The sequence below is a fragment of the Magnetospirillum sulfuroxidans genome (assembly GCF_018224925.1).
Taxonomy (GTDB): domain Bacteria; phylum Pseudomonadota; class Alphaproteobacteria; order Rhodospirillales; family Magnetospirillaceae; genus Magnetospirillum; species Magnetospirillum sulfuroxidans.
Window position 1 is genome coordinate 28,221 of record NZ_JAGTUF010000016.1, and the last position, 26,310, is coordinate 54,530.

Below are 26,310 nucleotides of genomic sequence, written 5' to 3' on the forward strand. Positions count from 1 at the left end.
GCATGACCACGCCCCGCACCTCCCGCCCCGTCATCTTGTGCATTCTTGATGGCTGGGGGCACCGCGACGACCGCGAAGACAACGCCATCGCCCAAGCCGATACGCCGACCTGGGACCGCTTTTTGACCCAGTATCCGCATGCGCTCTTGGCCACGTCGGGCCTGTCGGTGGGACTGCCCGAGGGGCAGATGGGCAATTCCGAGGTTGGACACACCAATCTCGGCGCCGGCCGGGTGGTCATGCAGGAATTGCCGCGCATCGACAGCGCTGTCGCCGATGGTTCGCTGGCCGCCAATCCCCGCTTGGTCGATGCCATCGCCAAGGTCAAGGCCGCCGGCGGCGCCTTCCATCTGCTGGGCCTGCTCAGCCCCGGCGGCGTCCATTCGCACCAAGACCATCTGGCCGCCCTGGCCCGGACCATCGCCGCCGCCGGCGTCGCGGTGAAGGTGCATGCTTTTCTGGATGGCCGCGACACCCCGCCATCCTCGGCCAAGGGATTCGTGGCCAAATTCCTGGCCGATGTCGCCGGCCACGACGTCGCCATCGCCACCCTTTCGGGCCGCTATTACGCCATGGACCGCGATCAGCGCTGGGACCGGGTGGGATTGGCCTTCGCCGCCATGATGCAAGGTCAGCCGACCTCGACACAGGATCCGCTGGCGGCCATCCAGGCTTCCTATGATGCCGGCAAGACCGATGAATTCATGCTGCCGGTCAGCCTTGGCGGCTATGGCGGCATGAACGATGGCGACGGCCTGTTGATGGGCAATTTCCGCGCCGACCGCGCCCGCGAAATCCTGCACGCCCTGATCGATCCCGCCTTTGACGGCTTCGCCCGCGCCCGCGGCGTGACCTTGGCGGCGCAACTGGGCCTGACCGAATATTCCAAGGATCTCAATGCGCTGCTTGGGGCGTTGTTTCCGGCCGAAGCCCTGTCCAAGATCTTGGGCGAGGTCGCCTCCGAGGCTGGGCTGACCCAATTGCGCATCGCCGAGACCGAGAAATACGCCCACGTCACCTTTTTCTTCAATGGCGGCCGCGAGAAGGTCTATCCGGGCGAGGATCGCATCTTGGTCCCCAGCCCCAAGGTCGCCACCTATGATTTGCAACCGGAAATGAGCGCGGCCGAAGTCGCCGACAAGATGATCGCCGCCATCGATTCGGGCAAATACGACCTGATCATCGCCAATTTCGCCAATGGCGACATGGTCGGCCATACCGGCATCCTTAGCGCCGCCATGCGTGCGGCGGTGGCCGTCGATGGCTGTCTGAGCCGGCTGGAACAGGCGGTTCTGCGGGCCGGGGGGGTCATGTTGGTGACCGCCGACCACGGCAATGCCGAATTGATGCGCGACCCGACCACGCACGAACCGCACACCGCCCACACCACCGGGCCGGTGGACGCCATCCTGGTCAATCCTCCCGCCGGCGTTTCCAGCTTGGCCGATGGCCGGCTCGCCGATGTCGCCCCCACTCTGCTGGCCTTGCTGCACTTGCCGCAGCCGGCCCAAATGACCGGGCATTCCCTGATCGGCGGCGATGCGTCGCAGATTCGTGCCGCCGGCTAAACTTGCCCTGCTGGCCCTGGCCGTCTGTTTGGCGGCGACGCCGGCTTGGGCTCAGAACCAACCGGACGCCGCCGCCGCCGACCGCCGTTTGCGCGAACTGGAAGACCAGATCAAACGGTCGCAGGCCGAACATGCCGAAATCAAACGCAAGGCGCGGGCCATCTCGGACGAATTGTCCCATATCCGCGCCGACATGATCGCCGCCGCCCGCGCCGCCCAAGACAGCGAGGAATTGCTGTCGGAACTGGAACGCCAACTGGAGGAATTGAAAACCCTGGAAGGCGACCGCGCCAGCGCCCTGCAACGACGGTCGTCACAGATGACCGGGGTGCTGACCGCGCTGGAACGCCTGGCCTGGCGTCCGACCGAAGCGCTGATGGCGCAGCCGCAAACCCCGGCCGAGACCGTGCGCTCGGCCATCTTGTTGCGCTCGGCCGTGCCGCAGATCGAACGCTCGGTGCACGATCTCAAGGACGAGATCGACATCATGAGCAAATTGCGCGACGACATCACCAATCAGCGCCAGCGCATCGGCAACACCGCCGTGCGCCTGGATGGCGAACACAAGCGCCTCAAAGATTTGTGGGACCGCAAGTCAACATTGCAATACGCCGCCATCGCCGAAACCGAGGCGTCGGAACAGCGCGTGCGCCAACTCGCCGGCGAGGCTCAGGATTTGCGCGAATTGATGCAGCGTCTGGAACAAGAACGCCAGCGCCGCTTGCTTGAGGCCGCAACCAAGGCCGCCGCCGAAAAGGCCGCGCGCGAAGCCGAGATCGCCGCCAAAAAAGCCGCGCACGACGCCGAAATGGCAGCGCAAAAAGCCGCCCGCGAAGCCGAAATCGCCGCCAGACGGGCGGAAAAGGAACGCCAGGAACGCGAAATGGCCGAGGCCCGCGCCGCCCGCGAGGCCGAATTAAAGGCCCAGGCACAGGCGCGCGAGGCGGAAATCGCCGCGCAAAAAGCCGCCCGCGCCCATGAATCCGCCGCGCGCGAGGCCGCCGACGCCAAGCCGATGACCAGCGACAAGCCGTTCTCCGCGGCCCAAGGCAAGATGATCTATCCTGCCAAGGGCCGGGTGGTCGAACGCTTCGGCCAGCCCAACGAAGTGGGCGTCATCACCAAGGGCATCAGCATCGCCACCCGCAAGGGGGCGCAGATCATCGCCCCCTACGAGGGCCAGGTCGCCTTTGCCGGTCCATTTCGCGGCTATGGCCTGCTCTTGATCATCGAACACAGCGAGGGCTATCATACGCTGCTTGCGGGGATGGCCCGAATCGACGCCAATGTCGGACAAAAGCTGACAACGGGGGAACCCGTTGGCATCATGGGCGACGACGATGCCAAACCCGCTTTGTATATCGAGCTGCGCCGCCAGGGGCAGCCCGTTAACCCTCTGCCTTGGCTTACCGCACAGAAAAGTAAGGGTCACGGATGATTCGCAAGACCATGATTGCTGTCAGCACCACCGCGTTGCTGGCAACCTCGTTCCTGACGCCTGCTTGGGCGGCGGAGTCCAAGGAAACCTATCGCCTGTTGGATTTGTTCGCCACGGTGTTCGAAAAAGTCCGGGCCGAATATGTCGAGCCGGTCAAGGACGACGAACTGATCGAAGCCGCGCTCAACGGCATGCTGACGTCGCTGGACCCGCATTCCAGCTACCTCAACGCCAAGAACGCCAAGGACATGGACATCAACACCAAGGGCGAATTCGGCGGCCTGGGGATTGAAGTGACCATGGAAAGCGGCTGGGTCAAGGTGGTCTCGCCCATCGACGAGACCCCGGCCTTCCGCGCCGGCCTGCAACCCGGCGATTTCATCACCCATCTGGATGGCGAACCGGTTCAGGGGCTCAGCCTGTCGGAAGCGGTCGACCGCATGCGCGGCCTGGTCAATACCGACATCAAGCTGACCATCCGTCGCAACGGCAACGCGCCCTTCGACGTCAAGCTGACCCGCGCGGTCATCAAGATCCAGACCGTGCGCTCCCATGCCGAGGGCAAGATCGGCTATGTCCGCATCACCCAGTTCTCCGCCACCACCGACACCGATCTGCGCAAGCATGTCGATCAGTTGAAAAAGGATATCGGCAAGGATCTTGGCGGCTTCGTCGTCGATCTGCGCAACAATCCGGGCGGTCTCTTGGATCAGGCCATCGCCGTCTCCGACGACTTCCTGGAAAAGGGCGAGATCGTCTCGACCCGGTCGCGCAAGGCCGAAGACACCCAGCGCTTCAACGCCAAGCCCGGCGACATCACCGGTGGCTTGCCGGTGGTTCTGCTGGTCAATGACGGGTCGGCCTCGGCTTCGGAAATCGTCGCCGGCGCGCTGCAAGATCACCGCCGCGCCCTGGTCTTGGGCACCCGTTCGTTCGGCAAGGGCTCGGTGCAGACGTTGATGCCCTTGGGCCAATACGGTTCGATGCGGCTGACCACGGCACGCTATTACACGCCGTCGGGGCGCTCGATCCAGGCGGTCGGCATCGAACCCGACATCAAGGTGCTGCAATCCAAGGTCGAGCCGATCAACGTGCCGGAACGCGAACGCCGAGCCGAAGCCAACCTGCGCAACGCCCTGGCCAATCCCGACGCCAAGGCGGCCAAACCGGCCGAAGACGCCCCGGCCAAGGATGCCCCGGCGGCCAAGGACGAGGAAAAGCACGGCGATGCGCCGCCGGTGATCAAGATGGGTGATCCGGCTCAGGATTATCAATTGGCCCGCGCCCTTGACCTGATCCGGGGGCTGTCCCTGTACCGGGCCACGGCCAACTAAGCGCATGGATACGCTGGACGACGACGACCTGTTTTTGTTGCGGCCGATCGGTGTCGATGACCCGCCGCCGCGCCGCAGCATATCGTTGCGTCCATTTCTGGTCGTCCTGGCCGTCGCCGTTTTAGGCGGCGGCCTGGGCACCGGTGCTTATTTCCTGTCCAACCTGGATACCCGCGACGTCATCGGCCTGCTGGACGTGGCCGATCAGCCGCGTCTGGCTATTCAGATGCCCGGTCGCGGCGCCGCCAAAGGCCCGGCCATGCCGCCGGCCGACGAGGCCCCGGCCGCAGGCGGGCCGATGCTCAACCCCCCCGGCAGCCCCGGAACCGATAAGGCCCCCACCGAAGCGCCCCCCGCTGTGGCGGCGGTCAGCGTCCCGCCATCACACGAGGCCCCCAGTCAAAGCCTGGTCCCGCCCGTCCAGATCGACGCCAAGCCGACAATCGCCCCGGTGATCGCCCCCGAGGCCCCGCCGGCGCCGATCATCGTCCGTCAGGAAACGCCGCAAGGTCCCTTGCGGCCATTGCCGCGCGCCATCGACAAGCCGCCCAGCTATGCCGCCTTGCCGGTCATCGCCGTCAAGCCCAAACCCCTGGGCGCGGTGCCGGCCGACGGCATGACCCGCCATTCGACTTTTGGTCCGCTGCCGGTGATCGCTTCGGATGGCCGGCAATCGTGGCAGGTCTATGCCCGCCCCTTCGAATCCAAGGACAACAAGCCGCGCTTAGCGATCATCGTCGGCGGCCTGGGAATGGACAAGGAAGCCACCGACATCGCCATCGAGCGCCTGCCGCCCGATGTCACCTTGGCCTTTTCCCCCTATGCCGGCGGCCTGGATAATTGGGTGAAAAAGGCCCGCGATGCCGGTCATGAGGTGCTGCTGACCCTGCCGGTGGAAGAATCGGGCTTTCCCGCCCGCGACCCTGGCCCTTGGGGCCTGACCACCTCGGCCAGGGCCGAAGATAACGCCGAAAAACTGCAAAGGGTGCTGGCGCGCACCGCCGGCTATGTCGGCGTGCTGGCGCAAGACGGTCCCTTCACCAAATCCAAGCAGCTTGCCCCCATCCTCGCCATGCTGAAGGAACGCGGCTTGCTGTATGTGGGCAACGGCGCCGATGCCGATCCCAAGCCGCCCTCCGTCGCCTTGGCCGGCATCTTGGACAGCGAGGTGTTTCGCGATGCGGTGGAAAGCCGGCAAAAGGCCGTGGCCGGACAAGTCCGCGGCAAGGGACCGCAAGCGGTTCTGGCCAGCGCCCGCCCCGCCACCTTGGAAAGCATGATTCCCTGGCTGGGTTCATTGGCGGCCGAGGGCGTTCTCTTGGCCCCCGTTTCCGCCCTGATCGGGCCGCAAGGAGGAAAGTCGTGAGCAAACAATTGCCGCTGTCCCAGCGCCCCTATCGCCCTGGTGTCGGCATCTTGTTGTTCAATGCCCAGGGCTTGGTCTTCACCGCCCGGCGCATCGACACCAAAGAAGTGGCCTGGCAATTCCCGCAAGGCGGTATCGACGAGGGCGAAGACCCGGCCACCGCCGCGACCCGCGAGATGCTGGAGGAGATCGGCACCAACAAAGCCGAGATGATCGGCGAAAGCGCCGGATGGATTTCCTATGACCTGCCCGCCGACCTGGCCGACAAGGTGTGGAAAGGTCGTTTTCGCGGCCAAAAGCAGAAATGGTTCGCCTTCAAATTCCTTGGCAGCGACGCCGACATCAACATCGACACCGAGCACCCGGAATTTTGCCAATGGCAGTGGATGCCCCTGGCCGAAGCCGCCGAGCGGATTGTCGCCTTCAAGCGGCCGCTATACCAGCAGGTCGCGGCGGAATTCGCCCCCTTGGCCGCCGCGCTGACCGCCTGAAACAGATGAAGCCGGCCGCGATCATCACCCTGGCCGCGCTCTCGGTCCTTGCGGCCGCGCCCAGCCAAGGCGCCACCTTGTGCACCATCGTTGCCGATGCCGTTTCAGGCGCGGCCTTGCACCAATCGGGCAATGGCTGCGATCTCCGGGTGCCTCCGGCCTCGACCTTCAAGCTGGCCCTCAGCCTGATCGGGTTCGATTCAGGGCTGTTGCAGGACGCGCATAGCCCCGCCCTGCCGTTCAAGCCGGGCTATCCCGATTATCTGCCGTCCTGGCGCGCCACCACCGACCCGACGGCGTGGATGAAGAACTCGGTGGTGTGGTATTCGCAGCAAATCACCGCGCAATTGGGCGAGGAAAGCTTCCGCCGCTATATCACCGCCTTCGCCTATGGCAACCAGGATCTGAGCGGCACTCCCGGCAAGCATGACGGGCTAAGCCGGGCTTGGCTCAGTTCGTCGCTGGAGATCTCGGCGCACGAACAGATCGCCTTTCTGCGCAAGATCACCCGGCGACACTTGCCGGTGGCGGCACATGCCTATCGGATGACCGAGCTCATCACCCGACTCGACGATGCCCCGGCGGGCTGGGACCTTCATGGCAAGACCGGAACCGGCGCGCCGGCCACGGCCGAAGGCGGCCGCGACTGGGACCGCGCCTATGGCTGGTTCGTCGGCTGGGCCACTCGGGACAACCGCACCGTCATCTTCGCCCGCTTGATCCAGGATGACGGCCGGCAAGAGATCAGCGCCGGCCTGCGCGCCCGCACGGCGATGGTGCGGGATTTGCCCGCCCTCATCGACGCCCGCTGACGGGGTCGCCGAACACATCGTTTTGACCCGACGCATTCGCCACTGAATACCGTGCGCCCCCGATTGCCGCCCCAATCCAGGCGGGGTATCATCCCCCCACCGGGGCGGCCCACCGCAAGAGAACACAATGGGCATGGAGCGGACGAGAATGAGTTCCGACATAACAGCACCCGAAATCGGACTGGAAGAGCGCTTTGGCTTTGGCGCCAATTGGCAACGCTTCCTCGACAAGGCCTTTTCACCGGAACGGGCCGAAGTCGCCCGCCGCTATCTGCTGGATTTCCTTGGCCTCAAGGATTTACAGGGCCTCAGCGTCATTGATATCGGCAGCGGCAGCGGCCTGCATTCCCTCGGCATGCATGCTTCCGGCGCCCAAAGCTTACTCAGCTTTGATTTCGACCCCAATTCCGTCGCCGCCACCAACAGCATGCGACAAGCCGCCGGCTCGCCGGCCAATTGGACAATCCGGCAGGGTTCGGTGCTGGATACCGATTTCATCGGCGGCCTGGGGACCTTCGATCTGGTCTATTCCTGGGGGGTGCTGCACCATACCGGCGATCAATGGCGGGCCTTGGCCAACGTCATCCCGTTGATGAAGCCTGACGGCCGCCTGTATATCGCCCTTTACAGCCGCGAGGCCCACCTCAACCCGCCGGCGGAATATTGGCTGGAGGTCAAGCAACGCTATGTCAAGGCTGGTCCATTGCGCCGCCGCGCCATGGAAATCCATTATATCTGGAACCACCTGTGCCGGCGCAGCGTCAAAAAATTGCTTGGCCTGCCCAAGCTGCGCCGCGAATACATCCATTCTCGCGGCATGGAAATGATGACCGATATGCGGGATTGGCTGGGCGGTTGGCCGATGGAGTTTTCGACCATCCGCGAGGTCATCACCTTTGGCGAACAGCACGGTCTGGAATTGGTCCACATCATAACCGGCGAAGCCAACAGCGAATATTTATTCGTTCGCGCCGGTATGGCGGCGGCGCTGGGCTATCCGCCGCGCCATGCCGCCTTGAAGCATTTTCTGCTGTTGACGGCGCTGGCCGACCTGGGGCAATTGCCGGACCGTCCGTTCTACATCCATGGCACCGCCTTGGGGGCCCAGGCTTTGCTGGCGGCAATCCGCAAGGCCGGCATCCCCAATCTGGCCGGTTTCATCGACATGGAGCGTTCCGGCGAAATGCAGGGCTTGCCCATTCACCGCGAAGACGAATTCGCCGCCTTCGCCGCCGCCGATACCCCCATCGTGCTGTCCACCCGTTACGTCCGGGAAAACATCATCCGCTTGTTCAGTCTTGGTTATTGCAACATCCTCAATGGCCACGAATTGGCTATTTATTTGTACAACGCCAAACCCTGACGGTCATTTCCATGTCGCTGCCCCCCGCCTTCACCATCGCCCCCATGCGCGCCGACGAAGTGCCGATCTTGGAAGAATGGGCGGCGCAAGAAGGCTGGAACCCCGGTCTGGCCGATCTGGCCATCGCCCATGCGGTCGATCCCGATGCCTTCATCGCCCTGCGTCAGGGGGGTGAACTGGTCGGCGGCGGCACCATCTTTTCCTATTCCGCCGGCTTCGGCTTCATGGGCCTGTTCATCATCCGCGCCGATCTGCGCGGCGGCGGCCTGGGGGCGCAATTGTGGCACCACCGCCTGAACCTGCTGCGCCGCCGCCTTGTCCCTGGGGCCAGCATCGGCATGGACGGCGTTTTCGCCATGGCGCCGTTCTATGAAAAAGGCGGCTTCCGCCTCGCCCATCGCGATTTGCGCTTCGAAGGCGTCGCCCATGGGGTGACTGACCCGGCCATCCAAGCCTATCCCGAGATTTCCTTCGCCGAGATCGAGACTTACGATCACCGCTTTTTCCCGGTCTCTCGCGCCGCCTTTTTGCTGCGCTGGCTTGAACAACCGGGTGCCCATGTGCGGGGGCTGCGCCAAGGCGACAGCGTGGTCGGTTACGGCGTCGCCCGCCCCTGCCGCAGCGGCTTCAAGCTGGGACCGGTGTTCGCCGACAATCCGGCCAGCGCCGAACGCCTGATCGGCAGCCTGCTGGCGGCCATCCCCGGCGAAAAGGTGGCGCTGGATATCCCCGAACCCAATGGGGCCGGGCTGGAACTGGCGGCGAAATTCGGCTTAACCCAATCCTTCGGCTGTGCCCGAATGTATCACGGCCCCGCCCCGGATCTGCCGCTGGACGGTATCTTTGGGGTGACGTCGTTCGAGTTCGGCTGAGGGGATTAGGAAACCACAGAGGCACAGAGAGGTTTGTCGCGGGGTGATGCTGTCGCCCTCTGGCACCATCTCTCTGTGCCTCTGTGGGTCTTGAAACCGTCGTTCCCGCCCAGGCCGGAACCCAGGGGGTGCACCACCGATTTTTCCGCGACTCCCTGGATACCCGCCTGCGCGGGTATGACGGGATGGAACGCGCTTGAGGCCCTGCCCCGACAACATCAGCCGCAACGCGTCAGACATCACCCTTTTCCGCCATTTTCTTTTCCACCGCCGCCAATTTCCGCTGACATTCTTCCAGCAACTTTTGGTCATCCGCTGCCAATTTACCCTGGCCGTCGAGCGTTTGCAGCCGTTGGATGGCAGCACGATAGCCAGCCTGGGCGATCGCCAGATGCCCGAATTGATCATCGCAGACCGCGTTGTCACGGCGGGCATAGGCGACGGTTGTCTGCCATTGGGCATTGCGTGGATCGAGGCTGGCCAGCCGCTCGGCCAACACCCGATATTCCACCGCACAGGCGCGGGCTTGCTGCCAATCATCCTCCATTCGAGCAACCAGCCCTAACCGAGTCCAGCATTGGCCCAATTGATACAACAACTCGGTATTGACGGGGTCATCCGCCAGTAAGTCTTGGCTGATGCTTATGGCCTCGGTCAGGGCTATCTTGGCCTCCGTCCATTTCCCCTCCTCCAGGCATACTGTTCCCAGGAGGATATCGCTCCGCGCCAATTGCTTCTGTCCGTCAACGCTGGCTGGATTGTTGTCATGAAACCGGCGGCTGATGGTCACCGCCTCGGTAACATGGCCCCGCGCCTCTTCCACCTCCCCCCGTCCCAGACAAAACTGCCCGAGACGCCGCAGACTGACGGCCAGATTCGATTGCTTCCGCGAATTTTCCGGCTCGGCGGCGGCAAGCTCTCGGCTGATCTGCAAAGCCTCCATACAAACGGCTTTGGCTTTGGGCCAATCACCATGGGCGCTATGGGCATACTCCAGAACTTCCAAGGCCAAGCCTTCTTGCTCGCGGTCGTTTTGTTGGCGCGCCAGCCGCAATGCGGTTTCGGCGTCCCGCCGTGTGCCAGCCCAATCCCCCTGACTGGACTTCACCCGTGCCCGCAACACCCAGGTCCAGGGTTTGCTTTCGTCGGCATCGGCCAAATGATCGGCGGCCTGGCCGCTGTCGCCACGCAAAATCGCCTGTTGGGCCAAGGCCCAAATGTCGATCTCGGTCCGCTGGGATGCCGGCTTAGCCGCCGCCTGTTGAGCGGCTGCGGCGATGGAGGCCTTATCGTCCGGGGTGAAATTCTCTGGGGCGGTGCCGGCGGCTTTGAGCTCTGCCGCCTTGCTCATCACCTCGCCATGGCCTTGCCGCACCTCTTTCAGCAAGGCTTCAACCTCGGTTTTCGCTTTGCTGACCTCCCCCAGCATCTCGCGCAACGTCTCGCGGGCCTCGGCCTTGGCGATCGAAACCGCCTTCCAAGCGCCCAACAAGGCAACAGCCGCGATGAAGATGCCGCCGATGGCAATGGTCAGGTTCAGTTGCGACAGCACCTGATCCACATGGCTGTTTTGCTGATTGACGGTCAGTTCCAGACTTCCGACGCGGTCGAGCAGGCGGGTTTCCACCCGCATCGCTTCGCTCTTGGCGTCGTCTTTTTGGCTTTCCTGCCTTTGTTCCAACAGCCGCAAGCGGGTTTCGACGGAATCACCCGGCGCGGCGGCAGCCGCGACTGGAAGCAACAGCAAAAAGACGAACAGCGAAACACGCATGACCAAGCCTTGAGTGTCATTACCGACATCCCACAGCTTATGCGCGATTTTGGAGAAAGCAACGGGATGCGCGAAGGGGCAAGCCCCTTCGCTTTACTTTATCCCGTTACCCCTCGGCGTTGGCCCCGTGCTTCCAGCGCAATATCGGCTGGCGGGCGGCCAAAGTCTCATCCAGACGGCGGCGCGGGGTCAGGCGCGGGGCGGCCTTGAAGGCCTCGGCTTCGCTGTTCTTGGCCTTGGCGGCCAGGGCGCGGATAACGGCAATAAAGCCGTCCAGGGTTTCCTTGGCTTCCGACTCGGTCGGTTCCATCAGCAGGGCGCCATGGACGACCAGCGGGAAGTACATGGTCATGGGGTGGAAACCTTCGTCGATCAGCATCTTGGCGAAATCCAAGGTGGTGACGCCGCTATCCTTCAAGAAGCGGTCGTCGAACAGACATTCATGCATGCAGGGGCCGTCGAACGACGCCGACAGCACGTCCTTCAGCGACGCCAACAGGTAATTGGCGTTAAGCACCGCATCCGAGCTGGTCTGGCGCAGGCCGTCGGCGCCCATGGACAAGATATAGGCGAGCGCGCGGACGAAGACGCCGAACTGACCGTGATAGCCCTTGACCCGGCCGAACGGCTTGGCGCCCGGCGCCTGTTCGGCATGTTCCACCAGTTCCAGACCATCGGTGCCATGGACGACGAAGGGAAGCGGCGCGTAAGGCGCCAGCTTTGCCGACAGCACGGTCGGGCCGGCACCGGGACCGCCGCCGCCATGGGGGGTGGAAAAGGTTTTGTGCAAATTGATGTGCATGGCGTCGATGCCCAAATCGGCCACTTTCACCCGGCCGACGATGGCGTTGTAATTGGCGCCGTCGCAGTAAAAGAACGCCCCGGCGTCGTGGGTGATCCGGGCGATTTCCAGGATTTCATCCTCGAACAGACCACAGGTGTTGGGATTGGTGACCATGATGCAGGCGACATCGGGGCCGAGCTTGGCCTTCAACGCCGCCACGTCAACGCGGCCTCGCTCGTTGGCCGGCACCGGATCGACGCTATAGCCGCACATGGCCGCCGTCGCCGGGTTGGTGCCGTGGGCCGATTCGGGCACCAGAACGCGGGTGCGCCGGCTGTCGCCGTGATCATCGTGATAGGCGCGAATGGCCATCAGACCGCACCATTCGCCATGGGCGCCGGCGGCCGGGCTCATGGCCAAGGCCGGCATGCCGGCCAGGCCCTTCAACCAATGGGCCAGCAGGTCGATGACCTCCAGCGCCCCTTGCACGGTGGATTGCGGCTGGAACGGATGCAGATCGGTCAGGCCGGGAATACGGGCCATCTTTTCCGACAGACGCGGATTGTGCTTCATGGTGCACGAGCCCAGCGGATAAAAGCCGGAATCGATGCCGTAATTCTTTTGGCTCAGCCGGGTGTAGTGGCGGACCATCTGCGGCTCGGACAGATCGGGCAGGCCGATGGCGCCTTGCCGGGCCAGCCCGCCCAAACGATCCTCGTCGACGGGGCCGGGATCGGCGATATCAACGCCGATACGCCCCGGACAGCCTTGTTCGAAGATCAGCGGCTCTTCCAGCATCAGACCGCGATTGCCGGAAATGGTGGTGATCTCGGTCATCTTACAGCCCCTCGTTCAAGGCGGACACCAGCGCGGCCATGTCGTCTTGGCTGTTGGTCTCGGTCGCCGCCAGCAACAAGATCGGACGCAATTCCGGCCAATGCGGGTAAAAGCGCGAGGCGGCGACGCCGCCAAGGATGCCCTTGGCCGCCAGCTTTTCCACCACCTCGGCGGCATCGACGTCGTCGCCCAGATAAAGGGCGAATTCGTTGAAATAGGTCTGGCTGATCACCTTGGCGCCCGGGACCCGGCGCAGGCTTTGTTCCAGCCGCACCGCCTGCGCATGGTTAAGCTTGGCCAACCGGGTCAGGCCGGTTTCGCCCAGCAGGGTCAGATGCATGGTGAAAGCCAGCGCGCACAGGCCGGAATTAGTGCAGATGTTCGACGTCGCCTTTTCCCGGCGGATATGCTGCTCGCGCGTCGACAGCGTCAGGACGAAACCCCGTTTGCCGTCCTGGTCCACTGTCTGGCCGCACAGCCGGCCGGGCATCTGGCGAACGTATTTTTCCCGCGTGGCGAACAATCCCAGACCGGGGCCACCGAATTGCAGACCCATGCCCAAGGATTGCCCCTCGGCCACGACGATGTCGGCGCCCATGGCCCCAGGCGGGGTGATCAGGCCCAGGGAAACCGGCTCGGCCACCGCCACCACCAGCAGCGCGCCGACTTCGTGGCAGGCATCGGCCAGTTGGGTCAGGTCGCGGATACCGCCGAAGAAGCCGGGATTTTGCACGATCAGACAGGCGGTCCGCGAATCGACGCGGCCCATCAGATCCTCGAAACCGAAGGGATCGGGGGCCAGCGCCTCGATTTCCAGCCCCTGATGCTTGGTCACCGTCTCGGTGGTCTGGACGTAATGGGGGTGCAGGTTGCCCGACAGGACGATCTTTTTCTTGCGGGTCACCCGTGCCGCCATCACCGCCGCCTCGGCGCAGGCGGTGGCGCCGTCATACATGGAGGCGTTGGCCACCTCCATGCCGGTGATCATGGCGACCTGGGTCTGGAACTCGAACAGATATTGCAGCGTACCTTGCGACACTTCCGGCTGATAGGGGGTATAGCTGGTCAGGAACTCGCCCCGAGTCAGCAATTGGTCCACCGCCGCCGGCACATGGTGGCGGTAAAGCCCGGCGCCGATGAAGAACGGCGCGCAACCGGCCGACAAATTCTTGCCGGCCATGCGGGTGAACACGCGCTCCACCGCCATCTCGCTTTGGCCGGCCGGCAGGTCGATGGGCTGGTCCAGACGGGCGGCGGCCGGGACGTCCTGAAACAGGCAATCCACGTCCCGCGCACCGATCGTGGCCAGCATGGCGCGACGGTCGGCCTCGGTATGGGGCAGATAGCGCATGGTCGGTTTTTCCTTATTCCAGACCGGCGACGTATTCGTCATAAGCGGCGCGATCCATCAGCCCTTCCAATTCGGTCGGATTGGACAGCGTCAGCTTGAAGAACCAGGCCTGATCCTCGGGGCTTTCGTTGACCAGGGCCGGCTGGTCGGCCAGCACCGCGTTGCCGGCGGTCACCGTGCCGGAGACGGGGGAATAAACCTCGGAGGCGGCCTTGACCGATTCGACCACGGCGGCATCACCGCCCAACCTCAGCTCGCGGCCGCTTTCCGGCACTTCCACATAAACGATGTCGCCGAGCGCGTGCTGGGCGTATGCGGTGATGCCGACGACGCCAGTATCGCCGTCAACCTTGATCCATTCATGGTCCTTGGTGAAGTACATGCTCATGATGCTCAACCCTTGTGATAAGAATGGGGAACGAACGGCAGCAGCGCCACATGGGCGTCCAGCGCCTTGCCGCGAACGACCAGCTTGACCGGCATGCCGGGCACGGCGAACCCGGCGGGAACATAGCCCATGGCCACCGGGCCATCGGCCGAGGGGCCGAAACCGCCCGAGGTGATCTCGCCCAACGGCGTGCCATCGACATCGGTGATCTGGGTATGGGCACGGGCCGGCGCCCGACCATCGGGCTTGATGCCGACGCGCAGGCGCGGCGCGCCTTCGGCCAATTGCTTTTGAATGATGGCGGCGCCGGGAAAGCCGCCTTGTTCACGCCGGCGCTTGCCGATGATCCAGTTCAGCCGGGCCTCGACCGGGGTGGTGGCGGTGTCGATATCCGAACCGTACAGGCACAGCCCGGCCTCTAAGCGCAGGGAATCGCGGGCACCCAGGCCGATGGGGGCGACGCCCTCCGCGGCCAACAGGGCGCGAGCCAGCTTTTCCGCCTCGGCGTTGGCCACCGAAATCTCGAAGCCATCCTCGCCGGTATAGCCCGAGCGGGTCACCAGACAGGGAATCCCGGCCACCGCATATTCGGCGATGGACATAAACCCCTGGGCTTCGGCGCCGGGGGCCAGTTTGGCCATCACCGCCGCCGCCTTGGGGCCTTGCAGGGCCATCAGCGCCCGCCCATCCAGGCGCGTCACCGTCGCCTTGCCGGCCAGGGCCGCCGCCATGTGGGCGAAATCGGCGTCCTTGCAGGCGGCATTGACCACCAAGAACAGCTTGGTCGGCGACAGCTTGGAAATCATCAGATCATCCAAGATGCCGCCGGCATCGTTGGTGAAGACCGAATAGCGGGTCCGGCCAACCGCCAATCCCTGTACGTCGCCAGGAACCAACGTCTCCAGCAAGGCGGCGGGGTCATCGGCCTCGATGGTGACCTGGCCCATGTGGGAGACGTCGAACAGGCCGGCGCTTTTGCGGGTGTGCAGATGCTCGCCCAACACCCCCAAGGGATATTGCACCGGCATGGCATAGCCGGCGAAAGCAACCATCTTGGCGCCCAATTCCCGGTGCAGGGCATCCAGCGGCGTGGTCAGCAGAGCGGTGTCGGACATGATGGTTCCTTAACAGACAGCGGGAATCGCACTACGGGCGTCAGCCCGGTGCCCCCCTCTGTCTTGGAACCTGAAAGATTCACCCAGGAGCCTGGGCTTACATCGTCGGTGGGGTGGCTCTCGCCACCCGCTTTCCAGAGCTTTATCCCCCCGCTGGTCCTGTTGCCTGAGAGTTTCCAGGGGCGGTTGCTCCTTCGGCGGTGGGCGTTACCCACTCTCTCCCGGCGGGGATCGTCTGAGAGCAGAATGTATCGGCCCCCAGACGCAAGTCAATACTTAAGAAAAGGTTTACTGCCGCGCCTTGCGATTGGCCTCCAATTCGTCGGCACTGGTCTGGAAACCCAGATAAATCTCGTATTTCTGGATGATGTCCTTGTCCTTGACCGGAACCCGCATGACCACCGATTCATCGGTGTGGCGCACGTAATTCACCCCCTCGGGGAAGGTGACCTCGACCGGGAACACCACCTTGGCGCTGGGGGCGGGGTAATACAACGGCACCGCCAGGAAGTAGTCGAAATTGGCCTTGCGGTCGTCATCGGCCGGACCACGGGTCAGGTTGAAGGTCACCTGGAATTCGACGATGGCGCCTTTTTCGTCATAGGTGCAATCACCGGTATAGCCCTGGATGTCGGCGCTGAACTCGATATCGGTGAGATCGCGGCCCTTGCCCGGCTTATATTTGGTCAGCGTCGCGGTGTCGCCCAGCAGGTAAATCGGCGGGCACGGCGGCGCCACCTTCTTTTCCAGCAGCGAGCACGAGGCAAGCAGGGGCAAGGCCAGCAAGGCGGCAACAGGGAGGACGAAGCGACGGATCATGATGGTCTTTCGAGAAAGCCGTTGAGGCCATATAGTCTGCACCAACATTAGTGAAGCGCGACCGGCGGCACAAGCCGCCATGCTGCCCCCGCGAACGGAAGTATTGATGACCAAGTCTCCGCTGACCATCGTTCTTGCCAGCCCACGCGGCTTTTGCGCCGGCGTTGACCGCGCCATCCTGATCGTCGAGGCGGCGATCGAGAAATACGGCACCCCGGTCTATGTCCGCCACGAAATCGTCCATAACCGCTTCGTTGTCGATACGCTCAAGGCCAAGGGGGCGGTGTTCGTCGACGAGCTGACCGAGGTTCCCGATGGCGTGCCGGTGGTTTTTTCCGCCCATGGCGTGCCCAAATCGGTCCCCCAAGCCGCTGATTCCCGCGGCCTGGATTATCTGGACGCTACCTGTCCGCTGGTCACCAAGGTCCACCGCGAGGCCGAACTGCACCACGAGATGGGCCGCCAAATCATCATGATCGGCCACAAGGGCCACCCGGAAGTGATCGGCACCATGGGCCAGGTGCCCGCTGGCGCCGTGCTGCTGGTGGAAAACGTCGACGATGCCGAAACGGTCAGCCCCGCCGCCGCCGACAAGCTGGCCTATATCACTCAGACCACCTTGTCGGTCGATGACACCATCGCCATCGTCGAGGTGCTGCGCCGCCGCTTCCCCGATATCGTCGGCCCGCGCAAGGACGATATCTGCTACGCCACCACCAACCGCCAAATCGCGGTCAAGACCATCGCGCCGCATTGCGATGCCGTGATGGTCATCGGCTCGCCTCAATCATCCAATTCCAAACGGCTGGTGGAAGTGGCCGCGCGCTCCGGCTGCGCCCATTCCATCTTGGTGGAACGGGCCGCCGATCTGGATTGGAACACGTTGGCCGCCATCAGCCGGCTGGGCATCACCGCCGGCGCCTCGGCCCCCGAAGTGCTGGTCGAGGAAGTCATCGCCGCCGCCCGCGCCCGCTTTGCCGTCACCATCGAGGAAATCAAGGTCACCGACGAAACCGTCGCCTTCAAGCTGCCTCCGCAATTGCTGTGACCATCCGCGCCGCCACCGCCGCCGATCTGGCCGAGATTCTGTGTCTGCTGCATGAACTGGCGGCCTTCGAGGGCGGCGCGGTCACCGCCCGTCTGGCTGATTTGCGGCAAGGCTTCGGCCAAGGCCGCTTCGAGGCGCTGGTGGCCGAACAGGCCGGCGCCCTCGCCGGTCTGCTGACGATCCTGCCCAGCTATTCGTCCTGGCGCGGTCAAAGCGGCGCGATCATCCACGATCTGTATGTCCGCCCCACCGCCCGTGGGCAGGGCCTGGGCAAAATGCTGGTGCGGGCGCTGGTGGCCATGGCCCCGGCACGCGGCTGGGGCCGCATCGATGTCAACGTGCTGGACTGGAACCAGCCGGCGCAGGAATTTTACCGTTCGCTTGGCCTTGTTCCGGCCGCCGGCTGGCAAATCTGGCGGATCGAGGGCGCGGCGCTGGAAAAGCCCTTCGCGGTGAAGTAGTTTGCCGGCCGGGCGTTGCTTAAGGACAGGGGCATGGCGGTCTATACCGAAGTTTCCGACGAAGAGATGCAGGATTTCATCGCGGGCTATGCGATCGGCGACGTGGTGTCCTTCACCGGCATCGCCGAGGGAGTGGAGAATTCCAACTTCCTGGTTCAGACCGAGACCGGCCCCTATATCCTGACCCTCTATGAAAAACGGGTGAACCCGGACGAATTGCCGTTCTTCATCGACCTGATGGAACATCTGGCGGCGCGGGGCTTGGCCAGCCCGACCCCGCTGCACGGCCGCGACGGCACTGTGCTGCGCCAATTGTGCGGACGCCCCGCCGCCATGGTCACCTTCTTGCGCGGCATGTCGGCCAAGCGCCTGACCACCGGTCATTGCGCGGCGCTGGGCGGCGCCTTGGCCGAGATGCACCTGAAGGGCGCCGATTTCGCGGCGACGCGGGCCAATAATCTGTCGGTCGGCGACTGGCGGCCGCTGTTCGAACAATGCCGGACCGGAGCCGACAGCCTGCGCCCCGGTCTCGACAGTTTCATCGCCGAACGCCTGGATGACCTGGAACGCCAATGGCCGCAGACCTTGCCGGTGGGGCTGATCCACGCCGACCTGTTCCCCGACAATGTCTTCTTCATGGCCGACAAGGAAACCAGACAGGAACGGGTCTCGGGCCTGATCGACTTTTATTTCGCCTGCACCGATTTCCTGGCCTATGACGTCGCCATCTGCCTCAACGCCTGGTGCTTCGAGCCGGATGGGGCGTTCAACGCCACCAAGGCCCGCGCCCTTTTGAACGCCTATCGCAAGGTCCGGCCGCTGACCGCCGACGAACTGGCCAGCCTGCCGCTGCTGGCGCAAGGCGCGGCCATGCGCTTTTTGCTGACCCGCTTGTATGACTGGCTCAACACCCCCGAAGGGGCCTTGGTCAAACGCAAGGACCCCCTGGAATATTACCGCAAGCTGCGTTTTCACCAAGGCATCAGCGGCCCCGGAGCTTATGGCATAGAATGACCGATATCGTCGAAATCTTCACCGACGGCGCCTGCTCCGGCAATCCCGGCCCCGGCGGCTGGGGCGCCATTTTGCGCTATAAGGGCACCGAAAAGGAATTGTGCGGCGGCGAGAACCCGACCACCAACAACCGCATGGAAATGATGGCGGTGATCAAGGCGTTGGAAGCCCTCAGCCGGCCCTGTCAAATCACCATCCATACCGACAGCCAGTATGTGATGAAGGGCATGACCGAATGGTTGCGCGGCTGGAAGGCCAAGGGCTGGAAAACCGCCGACAAGAAACCGGTGAAAAACGACGATTTATGGAAAATCCTCGATGCCGCCTGCGCCCTGCACCAGGTTCGCTGGCAGTGGGTCAAGGGCCATAACGGCCACCCGGAAAACGAACGGGCCGACCAGCTGGCCCGCGACGGCATCAAGATCATATTGGGCGGCTAATCAAGCGCGCTGATCCCCCATGCCAAGACACTTGCCTTGGCCAGAGGTAAACAAAACTGAGACCGCGATGCACATTGAAGTCATCACGGTCTAGGTGTTTAGTCCTCGTCGTCGTCGTCGAACAGACCAGTGGGGTAGCCGTCAAAACTGGTGGCGTTCTTTTCCCGCTGGTACTTGGCGATGCCGTCATCGCCTTTGCGGTCGGCCCATTCCGGCAACACCGTGCGCTGGGACTGCAATTCCATCAACGGCACCCCAAACCCGCACGAGGAATTGACGCTATCCACGTCGATGACGACGATCTGGCGCGCCGCCGGATAGGCTTTGAAGCGGCCGATCAGATCCGCCCATTCGCCGTCACGCGGATGCACCGAGCGGCCACGGCCATACAGGCGCAGGATTTTCGGTGCGCCGGCAAAGGCGCAGAACATGATGGTGATGCGGTCGTCCCGCAGCAAATGGGCGGCGGTTTCATTTCCGCTGCCGGTCAGGTTCAGAAACGCCACCCGGTTGGGCGTAAGCACGACGAAACTGTCGTCCAGACCCTTGGGGCTGACATTGATCCGCCCCTCATCCGGAGCGGTAGCGACGAAAAAAAGCGGCTGGGCGGCAATGAATGCCCGCTGCTCGTCGTTGATGCCGTCATAAAATTTGGCCATGGGTGCCTCACCAGCTTTCTGCCTGTGCTGCACTGACATAGCGGCGATAGCGCATATCCTCAAGCGCCATGTGCTCGATCAGGGTGGTAATCGTGTTGCGCACAACCACCATCAGTTCGGAAAAGCTCTCCGCCAGCCCCAGGCTTTCGGCCAAAGCGGTGACCGAAGCCATCAGCGCCCGGTGCTCGGCCTGATGATGTTCCAGATCGGGATAATTGACGCGGGCCAACAGCAATTCCTCGTCGCGGAAATGGCGGACCAGGGCGATGACGAAATTACGGTGGAAACGCTGCACCACCGAATGCGGGGCGCCGCGCGCCAAGGCGTCAACGACGGCGTTGACCTCGTCGAAAAAGGCGCGGTGCTGCGTGTCGATCAACACGTTGCCCACGATCAGGGCATCATTCCAGTGCATCTGCATGGGCCAAGCATCGGCCCAAGACGCCCGCCAGCGCCGTGACCCTGGTCAAGTCAGCCCAGCCGCGTCCCCACCGGGATGGCAAAGCCGCGCAGCAGGTCGGCGGCATTCATCGGCCCCTTGCCCGCCCGCTGCACCCGCAGCAAGCGCAAGGCGCCATCGCCACAGGCGACGCACAATCCTTCGTCCAGCACGGTGCCGGGGGCGCCCTGCCCTGTGTCCACGCCCGCTTCCAGCACCTTCAGCCGTTCTTCCCCCACCTGGCACCACACGCCGGGCCACGGCGTCAGTCCGCGCACCTGGCGTTCCAATTCAATTGCCGGCCGGGTCCAGTCCAGCCGGCCTTCATCCTTGCTCAGCTTATGGGCATAGGTAACGCCGGATTGCGGCTGCGCCACCGGCGCCAACCCGTCATAGCCGGCCAGCGCCGCGACGATCAGCCGCGCCCCCATCTCGGCCAGTTGATCATGCAAGCTGGCGGCGTTGGTGGTCGAAGTGATCGGCAGGCGATCAACCAGCAGCATGGCGCCGGTATCAAGCCCGGCATCCATCTGCATGATGGTCACCCCGGTTTCGGCATCGCCGGCCAAGATCGCCCGCTGAATCGGAGCCGCGCCGCGCCAGCGCGGCAGCACCGAGGCATGGACGTTCAAGCAGCCCCGGCGCGGGGCGTCCAAGACGGCTTGCGGCAGAATCAATCCATAGGCGGCAACCACCGCCATATCCAGATCAAGCTCGGCAAAGGCCTGTTGCTCGGCTTCGGATTTCAGGGATTTGGGCGTCCGCACCATGATTCCACGGGCGGCGGCGAAGGCGTGGACCGGGCTCAGCTGTTCCTTGTGGCCGCGCCCGGCCGGACGCGGCGGTTGCGCATAGACGCAAGCCACGTCGTGACCGGCGTCAAGCAAGGCCGAAAGGATCGCGACGGAAAAATCCGGTGTCCCCATGAAGGCCAGACGCATCTCAGCCGGCTTCCTTCTTGGCCTTCAGCAGCTTGCGCAAGATCATGTTGCGCTTGAGCGACGACAGATGGTCGATGAACAAAACCCCGTCCAGATGATCCATCTCGTGTTGCAACACCGTCGCCAACAGGCCGTCGGTTTCCAATTCCTTTTGTGCCCCAGCTTCATCCATATACCGCACCTGGATGACGCGGGGGCGGACCACTTGGCCGTAATGTTCGGGGACCGACAGGCAGCCTTCTTCATAGGTGTTGTCGTCGTCGGAAACCCAGACGATTTCCGGGTTGACCATGCGCACCGGCTGGCGGTCGTCTTCGTTACGGCCGATATCGGCGACGATGATCCGTCGGCTCACCGCCACCTGCGGCGCCGCCAGACCGATGCCGGGGGCGGCGTACATGGTTTCCAGCATGTCGTCCATCAAGCTGCGCACGCCGTCATCGACCTGGGCGACGACAGCCGCCTTTTGCTTCAGGCGCGGATCGGGAGCGGTCAGAATGGACAAGATAGCCATGGAAACAGTCACCTTAGTGTAAAATTCTGGCTTTCAGATAGGGTGTCTGCCCCGGTGCCGTCAAGTTTTACACAAAAATCATCGCCCCATCCTTGCTGGCATCGGCCAGAAAAGTGACGATTCCGCCCTTGGCCAGCGGCACATCGGGTCGGAAATCGTCAGGGTCCATGCCCAGGGCCTTCACCCCCATCTCGCAGACCATGAAGGTCACGTCCAGGGCGACGCAGGCCGCCAGCAATGTTTCGAAATCGGCGACGTTCTTGTCCTTGAAGCAGCTATCCATGTCATGGGCGGATGATCCATCCGAACATTTCAGCCGTTTCCACGCCTGATCGCGTTCCAAGGCGCGCCCGGCCCACATGGTGAAGAACAAGGTTACCGGCGTATTAGAGGCCACCGCCGCCGCCGCCATCACCAAGGCATAGTGAATCTTGTCGAAATCGCCGGAAAAAACGACGATCGACACTTTATCGGGCGAGGTCTTGTCAGCCGCAGGCATGGGCGGTGCTCCGGTGGCCGGACAGATCGGTGATGGTCGGGTGGTCGCCGCACAACGGACAGCCGGGATCGCGCTTGACCCGAACGGTGCGGAACGCCACCGACAACCCGTCATAAATCAACAGCCGGCCGCTCATGGATTGGCCGATGCCCAGGATTTCCTTAAGCACCTCGGTCGCCTGCAAGCTGCCCAAGGTGCCGGCAATGGCGCCCAACACCCCGGCCGAGGAACAGGTCGGGATGGTGCCTTGCGGCGGTTCTTCGGCATAGATGCAGCGGTAACACGGCCCATCGGGCTTGAACGTCGATAATTGGCCGTCAAAGCGCAAGATGGCCGCCGACACCAAGGTTGCCCCGGCGAAATGACAGGCATCGTTGACCAGGAAGCGGGTGGCGAAATTATCCGAACCATCGGCCACCAGCGGATAATCGGCGATGATGGCGGCGGCGTTGTCCTTGTTCAGGCGGGCGCGGATGCGTTCGATCCTGACATCCGGGTTCAGCCCGGCCACCGTCTCCGCCGCGCTGTCCACCTTGGCCCGGCCGATGCTCGCGGTGCTGTGCAAAATCTGACGTTGCAGATTGGACAGGTCGACGACGTCGTCATCGACCACCCCGATGGTGCCGATTCCGGCGGCGGCCAAATATTGGATCAGCGGCGACCCCAGGCCGCCGGCGCCAATGACCAGAACCCGCGAATCCAGCAGCTTGGCTTGGCCTACCCCGCCCACCTCGGGCAGGATGATGTGGCGGGCATAGCGGTTAATCTGGTCTTCGCGGAAATCCATATCCCGGTGCTCCCGACCCCGCGCAACGGGGAAGAACAAGGGACCGTTGCGCGGGGGATATCACGAATTACTCGAACAATGCCGTCGACAGATAACGCTCGGCGAAGCTGGGCAGAATGACGACGATCAACTTGCCGTCCATATCGGGACGAGCGCCCACTTCCAAAGCCGCGGCGATGGCCGCGCCCGACGAAATGCCCACCGGCAAGCCTTCGACCTTGGCCGCCTTGCGGGCGTTGACGAAGGCGGTTTCGTTGCTGATTTGCAAGATTTCATCGATGACGGCGCGATCCAGATTGCCCGGCACGAAGCCGGCGCCAATGCCTTGGATCTTGTGCGGACCCGGCGCGCCACCCGACAATACCGGGCTGTCCTCGGGTTCCACCGCGATGATCTTGATATTGGGGTTCTTGGCCTTCAGCACCCGGCCGATGCCGGAAATGGTGCCGCCGGTGCCGACGCCAGCAATCACCGCATCGACCTTGCCGTCGGTGTCGTTCCAGATTTCCAGGGCGGTGCTGGCTTCGTGCGCCGCCGGGTTGGCCGGATTTTCAAATTGCTGGCACATGACGGCGCCGGGGGTTTCGCCGACCAGACGTTCGGCTTCCTTGACCGCGCCGGTCATCCCCTTGGCCGCCGGGGTCAACACGATTTCGGCCCCCAGATGGGCCAGCATCTTGCGCCGCTCAATGCTCATGCTTTCCGGCATGGTCAAAATCAGGCGATAGCCCTTGGCGGCGCAGACGAAGGCCAAGGCGATGCCGGTATTGCCCGAGGTCGGCTCGATCAAGGTGGCGCCAGGCTTGAGACGGCCATCCTTTTCGGCGGCTTCGATCATGGCCAGACCGATGCGATCCTTGACGCTGGCCAGCGGATTGAAGAATTCGCACTTGCCGACGATATTGGCCTTGGCGCCCGCCTCGGCCGCCAGCTTGGACATGCGCACCAGCGGGGTGGCGCCAATGGTGTCGACGATCGAATCGTAGATGCGGCCGCGGAACTCGCTCATCGTATTTTCCTCGTTTTCGCTGTAGTTCACAACATATCTACAGTTTGGCAAGCTTAGATTATGAAGTCCAGCTTGGAATGTGCTTCCGACGGAATGCCGGTCTTATAGGACCGCATACACAGATCATCGAAGGTGATGGCATCCAAGCGATTCATGATTTCTTCGGTCAGGTCGCCCCACATGGGGCGAATGACCTTGGCACCAAGATCCGAAGCCGGCACGTCTTGAAACGGATCTTCCGCCGTTTCCATGGCGCGGACCACGCGGACCACCTCCCCCACCGAGATGCGGCGACGCTCGCGCGCCAGCCGATACCCGCCCTTGGGGCCGCGCACGCCGACCAAGAGACCCGAACGCACCAATTGTTGCAGGGTCTGTTCCAGATAACGGCGGGGGATCGCCTGCCGACGGGTGATCTCGCGGCTTTGCACCGGCTCGCCGCCGGCGTGATAGGCGATGTCGAGCACCGCCTCGATGGCGAACAGCATCTTTTTCGACGGACGCAGCATGGGATCTTCCTTAACTCAGGCCGGTGGAGCCGAAACCGCCGGCGCCGCGGGCGGTTTCGGACAATTCGGCCACCTCGGTCAATTGAGCCTGAACCACCGGGGCGATCACCATTTGGGCGATGCGCATGCCACGGGTGATGGTGTGGCCGGTCTCGCCGTGATTAATCAAAATCACCGCCAATTCACCGCGATAATCGGCGTCAATGGTGCCCGGCGCATTCAACACGGTAATCCCGTGCATCACCGCCAGCCCGGAGCGCGGCCGGATCTGAGCCTCGAAGCCGACAGGAATGGCCATGGCGAAACCGGTGGGAACACGCATGCGCTGCCCCGGCGCCAAGACGATGTCGGCGGGAATACAGGCCATCAGATCCAAGCCGGCGGCGTTGGCGCTTTCATAGCGCGGCAGCGGCAAGTCCTCGGCATGGGGCAAACGCTGGACGAGGACGGTGAGTTTCGCGGTCATGGGCTTCCCTTCAAAACATCGGCGATCTTCCAGGCCAGCCGCTCGGCCACGTCGGCCTTGGTGATGCGCGGCCAATCCTCGACGCCGCTGGCGGTGATCAAGTGAATTGAATTGAAATCACCGCCGAAGGTGCCGCTTTGCGGCGACACGTCATTGGCGACGATCCAATCGCAGCCTTTGCGCTGATGCTTGGCGCGGGCGTGTTCCAGGACCTTTTCCGTCTCGGCGGCGAAGCCGACCACCAGGCGCGGCCGCGCCGAGCCTTTTTCCGACAGCGTCGCCAAGATGTCGGGATTGGCGGCCAACTCAATCAGCGGCGCTTGGCCGCTGGCGTCCTTCTTGCGCTTTTCCTTTGACGCATTGGACACCGTCCAGTCAGCGACGGCGGCGGCGCACACCGCCACATCCATGGGCAGGCACCCCAGCGCCGCCCCCAGCATCTCGCGCGCGGTTTCCACATGGATGACCCGCATGTTGGCCGGATCGGCCAGTTTGACCGGGCCGCTGATCAAGGTGACGTCCGCGCCCAACCGGGCCAAAGCGGTGGCGATGGCGTGGCCCTGCTTGCCCGATGACCGATTGCCGATAAAACGCACCGGGTCGATGGGTTCATAGGTCGGGCCACTGGTGACCAGGGCCTTGACCCCCTTCAGCGGTCCCGCCGCCAGCAAGGTTTCGATGGCGGCCAGAATTTCCGCCGGCTCGGCCATGCGGCCCAACCCGCTTTCGCCCTCGGCCAGCATGCCGCTATTGGGGCCGACGGCGTGAACGCCGCGACTTTTCAGCAAAGCCATGTTGGCGCTGGTGGCGGCGTGCCCCCACATGCGGAAATTCATCGCCGGGGCCACCAAGATCGGTTTGTCGGTGACCAGCAAGGCGGTCGAGGCCAGATCATCGGCCAAACCATGGGCCATCTTGGCCAACAGGTTGGCGGTGGCCGGGGCCACCACCACCAGATCACAGTCGCGCGCCAGGGTGATATGGCCAATCTCGTGTTCGTCGGTCAGGGAAAAGGTGTTTTCGAACACCTTGTTGCCCGCCAAGGTCTGCACCGCCAAGGGAGTGACGAAATTGGTGGCGTTGCCGGTAAGGATGCAGCGCACGTCGGCGCCACGATCGCGCAAGCGCCGGATCAGCTCCAGCGATTTGTACGCGGCAATTCCGCCTGAAATGACCAGAAGTACGCGTCGGCCGTCGAGCACAGGAATACCCCAC

General features: G+C 63.5%; 28 protein-coding genes and 1 riboswitch. Of the genes, 12 read left to right on the top strand and 16 right to left on the bottom strand.

Going from position 1 to position 26,310, the window contains the following annotated elements:
* The first annotated feature begins 2 nt into the window (after positions 1 to 2).
* From gpmI to KEC16_RS14930, 8 genes are all read left to right on the top strand, one after another.
* Positions 3 to 1,568 carry a 2,3-bisphosphoglycerate-independent phosphoglycerate mutase gene (gene gpmI / locus KEC16_RS14895; protein ID WP_211550334.1) on the top strand — a complete coding sequence of 522 codons (1,566 nt, stop codon included), beginning with the start codon at positions 3 to 5 and terminating at the stop codon, positions 1,566 to 1,568.
* Positions 1,540 to 3,006, top strand: coding sequence for a murein hydrolase activator EnvC family protein (locus KEC16_RS14900; protein WP_211550336.1), 1,467 nt, complete (start codon positions 1,540 to 1,542; stop codon positions 3,004 to 3,006). Before gpmI ends, KEC16_RS14900 begins: the two co-directional genes overlap by 29 nt.
* Positions 3,003 to 4,340: a S41 family peptidase gene (locus KEC16_RS14905; protein WP_211550338.1), complete on the top strand. Its 1,338-nt coding sequence runs from the start codon at positions 3,003 to 3,005 to the stop codon at positions 4,338 to 4,340. The genes KEC16_RS14900 and KEC16_RS14905 overlap by 4 nt, the downstream gene beginning before the upstream one ends.
* Before the next feature lie 4 nt (positions 4,341 to 4,344).
* Positions 4,345 to 5,706, top strand: a complete 1,362-nt coding sequence (locus KEC16_RS14910; RefSeq protein WP_211550340.1) for a divergent polysaccharide deacetylase family protein — start codon at positions 4,345 to 4,347, stop codon at positions 5,704 to 5,706.
* A complete protein-coding gene (locus KEC16_RS14915) occupies positions 5,703 to 6,197 on the top strand; it encodes an RNA pyrophosphohydrolase (RefSeq protein WP_211550342.1) in 495 nt (164 codons plus the stop codon). The genes KEC16_RS14910 and KEC16_RS14915 overlap by 4 nt, the downstream gene beginning before the upstream one ends.
* Positions 6,198 to 6,202: 5 nt before the next feature.
* Positions 6,203 to 7,009, top strand: coding sequence for a class D beta-lactamase (gene blaOXA, locus KEC16_RS14920; RefSeq protein WP_249209218.1), 807 nt, complete (start codon positions 6,203 to 6,205; stop codon positions 7,007 to 7,009).
* A 148-nt stretch (positions 7,010 to 7,157) separates the two neighbouring features.
* Positions 7,158 to 8,372, top strand: coding sequence for a class I SAM-dependent methyltransferase (locus tag KEC16_RS14925; protein ID WP_211550346.1), 1,215 nt, complete (start codon positions 7,158 to 7,160; stop codon positions 8,370 to 8,372).
* Positions 8,373 to 8,383: 11 nt separating this feature from the next.
* Entirely contained in the window at positions 8,384 to 9,244 is an 861-nt protein-coding gene (locus KEC16_RS14930; RefSeq protein ID WP_211550348.1) for a GNAT family N-acetyltransferase, read from the top strand.
* A gap of 232 nt (positions 9,245 to 9,476) precedes the next feature.
* Here KEC16_RS14930 and KEC16_RS14935 read toward each other — a convergent pair whose 3' ends face one another.
* The 6 genes from KEC16_RS14935 to KEC16_RS14960 form a co-directional block, all read right to left on the bottom strand.
* Entirely contained in the window at positions 9,477 to 11,015 is a 1,539-nt protein-coding gene (locus tag KEC16_RS14935) for a tetratricopeptide repeat protein (RefSeq protein WP_211550350.1), read from the bottom strand.
* 106 nt (positions 11,016 to 11,121) lie between these two features.
* Complete coding sequence (gene gcvPB, locus KEC16_RS14940; protein ID WP_211550352.1) at positions 11,122 to 12,636, bottom strand: aminomethyl-transferring glycine dehydrogenase subunit GcvPB; 1,515 nt, start codon at positions 12,634 to 12,636, stop codon at positions 11,122 to 11,124.
* 1 nt (position 12,637) lies between these two features.
* Positions 12,638 to 13,987 (bottom strand): aminomethyl-transferring glycine dehydrogenase subunit GcvPA, encoded by a 1,350-nt coding sequence (gene gcvPA / locus KEC16_RS14945; protein ID WP_211550354.1) that lies wholly within the window; start codon positions 13,985 to 13,987, stop codon positions 12,638 to 12,640.
* A gap of 13 nt (positions 13,988 to 14,000) precedes the next feature.
* Positions 14,001 to 14,378 carry a glycine cleavage system protein GcvH gene (gcvH, locus tag KEC16_RS14950; protein WP_211550439.1) on the bottom strand — a complete coding sequence of 126 codons (378 nt, stop codon included), beginning with the start codon at positions 14,376 to 14,378 and terminating at the stop codon, positions 14,001 to 14,003.
* A 2-nt stretch (positions 14,379 to 14,380) separates the two neighbouring features.
* The gene (gene gcvT / locus KEC16_RS14955) at positions 14,381 to 15,490 is read right to left on the bottom strand and encodes a glycine cleavage system aminomethyltransferase GcvT (RefSeq protein WP_211550356.1); all 1,110 of its coding nucleotides are present in this window, start codon (positions 15,488 to 15,490) and stop codon (positions 14,381 to 14,383) included.
* A gap of 144 nt (positions 15,491 to 15,634) precedes the next feature.
* A riboswitch (glycine riboswitch) is annotated at positions 15,635 to 15,724 on the bottom strand.
* 54 nt (positions 15,725 to 15,778) lie between these two features.
* Positions 15,779 to 16,309 carry a hypothetical protein gene (locus KEC16_RS14960; RefSeq protein ID WP_211550358.1) on the bottom strand — a complete coding sequence of 177 codons (531 nt, stop codon included), beginning with the start codon at positions 16,307 to 16,309 and terminating at the stop codon, positions 15,779 to 15,781.
* A gap of 106 nt (positions 16,310 to 16,415) precedes the next feature.
* On the opposite strand from KEC16_RS14960, the gene ispH reads away from it, so the two are divergent.
* The 4 genes from ispH to rnhA are packed head-to-tail and all read left to right on the top strand — an operon-like array spanning position 16,416 to position 19,272.
* Entirely contained in the window at positions 16,416 to 17,357 is a 942-nt protein-coding gene (gene ispH / locus KEC16_RS14965) for a 4-hydroxy-3-methylbut-2-enyl diphosphate reductase (protein ID WP_211550360.1), read from the top strand.
* Positions 17,354 to 17,818 (top strand): GNAT family N-acetyltransferase, encoded by a 465-nt coding sequence (locus KEC16_RS14970; RefSeq protein ID WP_211550362.1) that lies wholly within the window; start codon positions 17,354 to 17,356, stop codon positions 17,816 to 17,818. Before ispH ends, KEC16_RS14970 begins: the two co-directional genes overlap by 4 nt.
* A gap of 33 nt (positions 17,819 to 17,851) precedes the next feature.
* Positions 17,852 to 18,832: a homoserine kinase gene (locus tag KEC16_RS14975; RefSeq protein ID WP_211550364.1), complete on the top strand. Its 981-nt coding sequence runs from the start codon at positions 17,852 to 17,854 to the stop codon at positions 18,830 to 18,832.
* Entirely contained in the window at positions 18,829 to 19,272 is a 444-nt protein-coding gene (gene rnhA, locus KEC16_RS14980; protein ID WP_211550366.1) for a ribonuclease HI, read from the top strand. Before KEC16_RS14975 ends, rnhA begins: the two co-directional genes overlap by 4 nt.
* A gap of 98 nt (positions 19,273 to 19,370) precedes the next feature.
* On the opposite strand, the gene KEC16_RS14985 is transcribed toward rnhA, so the two are convergent.
* From KEC16_RS14985 to coaBC, 10 genes are all read right to left on the bottom strand, one after another.
* A complete protein-coding gene (locus KEC16_RS14985) occupies positions 19,371 to 19,931 on the bottom strand; it encodes a pyridoxamine 5'-phosphate oxidase family protein (RefSeq protein ID WP_211550368.1) in 561 nt (186 codons plus the stop codon).
* Between the two features lie 7 nt (positions 19,932 to 19,938).
* Complete coding sequence (locus tag KEC16_RS14990) at positions 19,939 to 20,346, bottom strand: bacteriohemerythrin (protein ID WP_211550370.1); 408 nt, start codon at positions 20,344 to 20,346, stop codon at positions 19,939 to 19,941.
* Between the two features lie 56 nt (positions 20,347 to 20,402).
* Positions 20,403 to 21,311 carry a methionyl-tRNA formyltransferase gene (gene fmt, locus KEC16_RS14995; RefSeq protein WP_211550371.1) on the bottom strand — a complete coding sequence of 303 codons (909 nt, stop codon included), beginning with the start codon at positions 21,309 to 21,311 and terminating at the stop codon, positions 20,403 to 20,405.
* A 1-nt stretch (position 21,312) separates the two neighbouring features.
* Positions 21,313 to 21,825 carry a peptide deformylase gene (def, locus tag KEC16_RS15000; RefSeq protein WP_211550374.1) on the bottom strand — a complete coding sequence of 171 codons (513 nt, stop codon included), beginning with the start codon at positions 21,823 to 21,825 and terminating at the stop codon, positions 21,313 to 21,315.
* A 67-nt stretch (positions 21,826 to 21,892) separates the two neighbouring features.
* On the bottom strand, positions 21,893 to 22,324 hold the full coding sequence (locus KEC16_RS15005; RefSeq protein WP_211550376.1) for a DsrE/DsrF/DrsH-like family protein: 432 nt from the start codon (positions 22,322 to 22,324) through the stop codon (positions 21,893 to 21,895).
* Complete coding sequence (locus tag KEC16_RS15010; protein ID WP_211550378.1) at positions 22,311 to 23,111, bottom strand: HesA/MoeB/ThiF family protein; 801 nt, start codon at positions 23,109 to 23,111, stop codon at positions 22,311 to 22,313. The genes KEC16_RS15005 and KEC16_RS15010 overlap by 14 nt, the downstream gene beginning before the upstream one ends.
* Before the next feature lie 67 nt (positions 23,112 to 23,178).
* The gene (cysK, locus tag KEC16_RS15015; RefSeq protein ID WP_211550380.1) at positions 23,179 to 24,120 is read right to left on the bottom strand and encodes a cysteine synthase A; all 942 of its coding nucleotides are present in this window, start codon (positions 24,118 to 24,120) and stop codon (positions 23,179 to 23,181) included.
* Positions 24,121 to 24,173: 53 nt separating this feature from the next.
* On the bottom strand, positions 24,174 to 24,629 hold the full coding sequence (locus KEC16_RS15020) for an RrF2 family transcriptional regulator (RefSeq protein WP_211550382.1): 456 nt from the start codon (positions 24,627 to 24,629) through the stop codon (positions 24,174 to 24,176).
* A 10-nt stretch (positions 24,630 to 24,639) separates the two neighbouring features.
* On the bottom strand, positions 24,640 to 25,095 hold the full coding sequence (gene dut, locus KEC16_RS15025) for a dUTP diphosphatase (RefSeq protein WP_211550383.1): 456 nt from the start codon (positions 25,093 to 25,095) through the stop codon (positions 24,640 to 24,642).
* Positions 25,092 to 26,297, bottom strand: coding sequence for a bifunctional phosphopantothenoylcysteine decarboxylase/phosphopantothenate--cysteine ligase CoaBC (gene coaBC / locus KEC16_RS15030; protein WP_211550386.1), 1,206 nt, complete (start codon positions 26,295 to 26,297; stop codon positions 25,092 to 25,094). The genes dut and coaBC overlap by 4 nt, the downstream gene beginning before the upstream one ends.
* Positions 26,298 to 26,310: the final 13 nt, after the last annotated feature.

What these genes read in the sequence shown, in the direction of transcription:
- gcvPA (WP_211550354.1), bottom strand. Translation starts at nt 13,987, where the DNA reads ATGCGCTATCTGCCCCATACCGAGGCCGACCGTCGCGCCATGCTGGCC.
- KEC16_RS14925 (WP_211550346.1), top strand. Translation starts at nt 7,158, where the DNA reads ATGAGTTCCGACATAACAGCACCCGAAATCGGACTGGAAGAGCGCTTT.
- KEC16_RS14990 (WP_211550370.1), bottom strand. Translation starts at nt 20,346, where the DNA reads ATGCACTGGAATGATGCCCTGATCGTGGGCAACGTGTTGATCGACACG.
- KEC16_RS14910 (WP_211550340.1), top strand. Translation starts at nt 4,345, where the DNA reads ATGGATACGCTGGACGACGACGACCTGTTTTTGTTGCGGCCGATCGGT.
- KEC16_RS15020 (WP_211550382.1), bottom strand. Translation starts at nt 24,629, where the DNA reads ATGCTGCGTCCGTCGAAAAAGATGCTGTTCGCCATCGAGGCGGTGCTC.
- KEC16_RS14985 (WP_211550368.1), bottom strand. Translation starts at nt 19,931, where the DNA reads ATGGCCAAATTTTATGACGGCATCAACGACGAGCAGCGGGCATTCATT.
- def (WP_211550374.1), bottom strand. Translation starts at nt 21,825, where the DNA reads ATGGCTATCTTGTCCATTCTGACCGCTCCCGATCCGCGCCTGAAGCAA.
- KEC16_RS14900 (WP_211550336.1), top strand. Translation starts at nt 1,540, where the DNA reads ATGCGTCGCAGATTCGTGCCGCCGGCTAAACTTGCCCTGCTGGCCCTG.
- gcvT (WP_211550356.1), bottom strand. Translation starts at nt 15,490, where the DNA reads ATGTCCGACACCGCTCTGCTGACCACGCCGCTGGATGCCCTGCACCGG.
- KEC16_RS14930 (WP_211550348.1), top strand. Translation starts at nt 8,384, where the DNA reads ATGTCGCTGCCCCCCGCCTTCACCATCGCCCCCATGCGCGCCGACGAA.
- gcvPB (WP_211550352.1), bottom strand. Translation starts at nt 12,636, where the DNA reads ATGACCGAGATCACCACCATTTCCGGCAATCGCGGTCTGATGCTGGAA.
- fmt (WP_211550371.1), bottom strand. Translation starts at nt 21,311, where the DNA reads ATGCGTCTGGCCTTCATGGGGACACCGGATTTTTCCGTCGCGATCCTT.
- KEC16_RS14935 (WP_211550350.1), bottom strand. Translation starts at nt 11,015, where the DNA reads ATGCGTGTTTCGCTGTTCGTCTTTTTGCTGTTGCTTCCAGTCGCGGCT.
- KEC16_RS14975 (WP_211550364.1), top strand. Translation starts at nt 17,852, where the DNA reads ATGGCGGTCTATACCGAAGTTTCCGACGAAGAGATGCAGGATTTCATC.
- gpmI (WP_211550334.1), top strand. Translation starts at nt 3, where the DNA reads ATGACCACGCCCCGCACCTCCCGCCCCGTCATCTTGTGCATTCTTGAT.
- cysK (WP_211550380.1), bottom strand. Translation starts at nt 24,120, where the DNA reads ATGAGCGAGTTCCGCGGCCGCATCTACGATTCGATCGTCGACACCATT.
- KEC16_RS14905 (WP_211550338.1), top strand. Translation starts at nt 3,003, where the DNA reads ATGATTCGCAAGACCATGATTGCTGTCAGCACCACCGCGTTGCTGGCA.
- blaOXA (WP_249209218.1), top strand. Translation starts at nt 6,203, where the DNA reads ATGAAGCCGGCCGCGATCATCACCCTGGCCGCGCTCTCGGTCCTTGCG.
- dut (WP_211550383.1), bottom strand. Translation starts at nt 25,095, where the DNA reads ATGACCGCGAAACTCACCGTCCTCGTCCAGCGTTTGCCCCATGCCGAG.
- rnhA (WP_211550366.1), top strand. Translation starts at nt 18,829, where the DNA reads ATGACCGATATCGTCGAAATCTTCACCGACGGCGCCTGCTCCGGCAAT.
- KEC16_RS15005 (WP_211550376.1), bottom strand. Translation starts at nt 22,324, where the DNA reads ATGCCTGCGGCTGACAAGACCTCGCCCGATAAAGTGTCGATCGTCGTT.
- KEC16_RS14960 (WP_211550358.1), bottom strand. Translation starts at nt 16,309, where the DNA reads ATGATCCGTCGCTTCGTCCTCCCTGTTGCCGCCTTGCTGGCCTTGCCC.
- ispH (WP_211550360.1), top strand. Translation starts at nt 16,416, where the DNA reads ATGACCAAGTCTCCGCTGACCATCGTTCTTGCCAGCCCACGCGGCTTT.
- KEC16_RS15010 (WP_211550378.1), bottom strand. Translation starts at nt 23,111, where the DNA reads ATGGATTTCCGCGAAGACCAGATTAACCGCTATGCCCGCCACATCATC.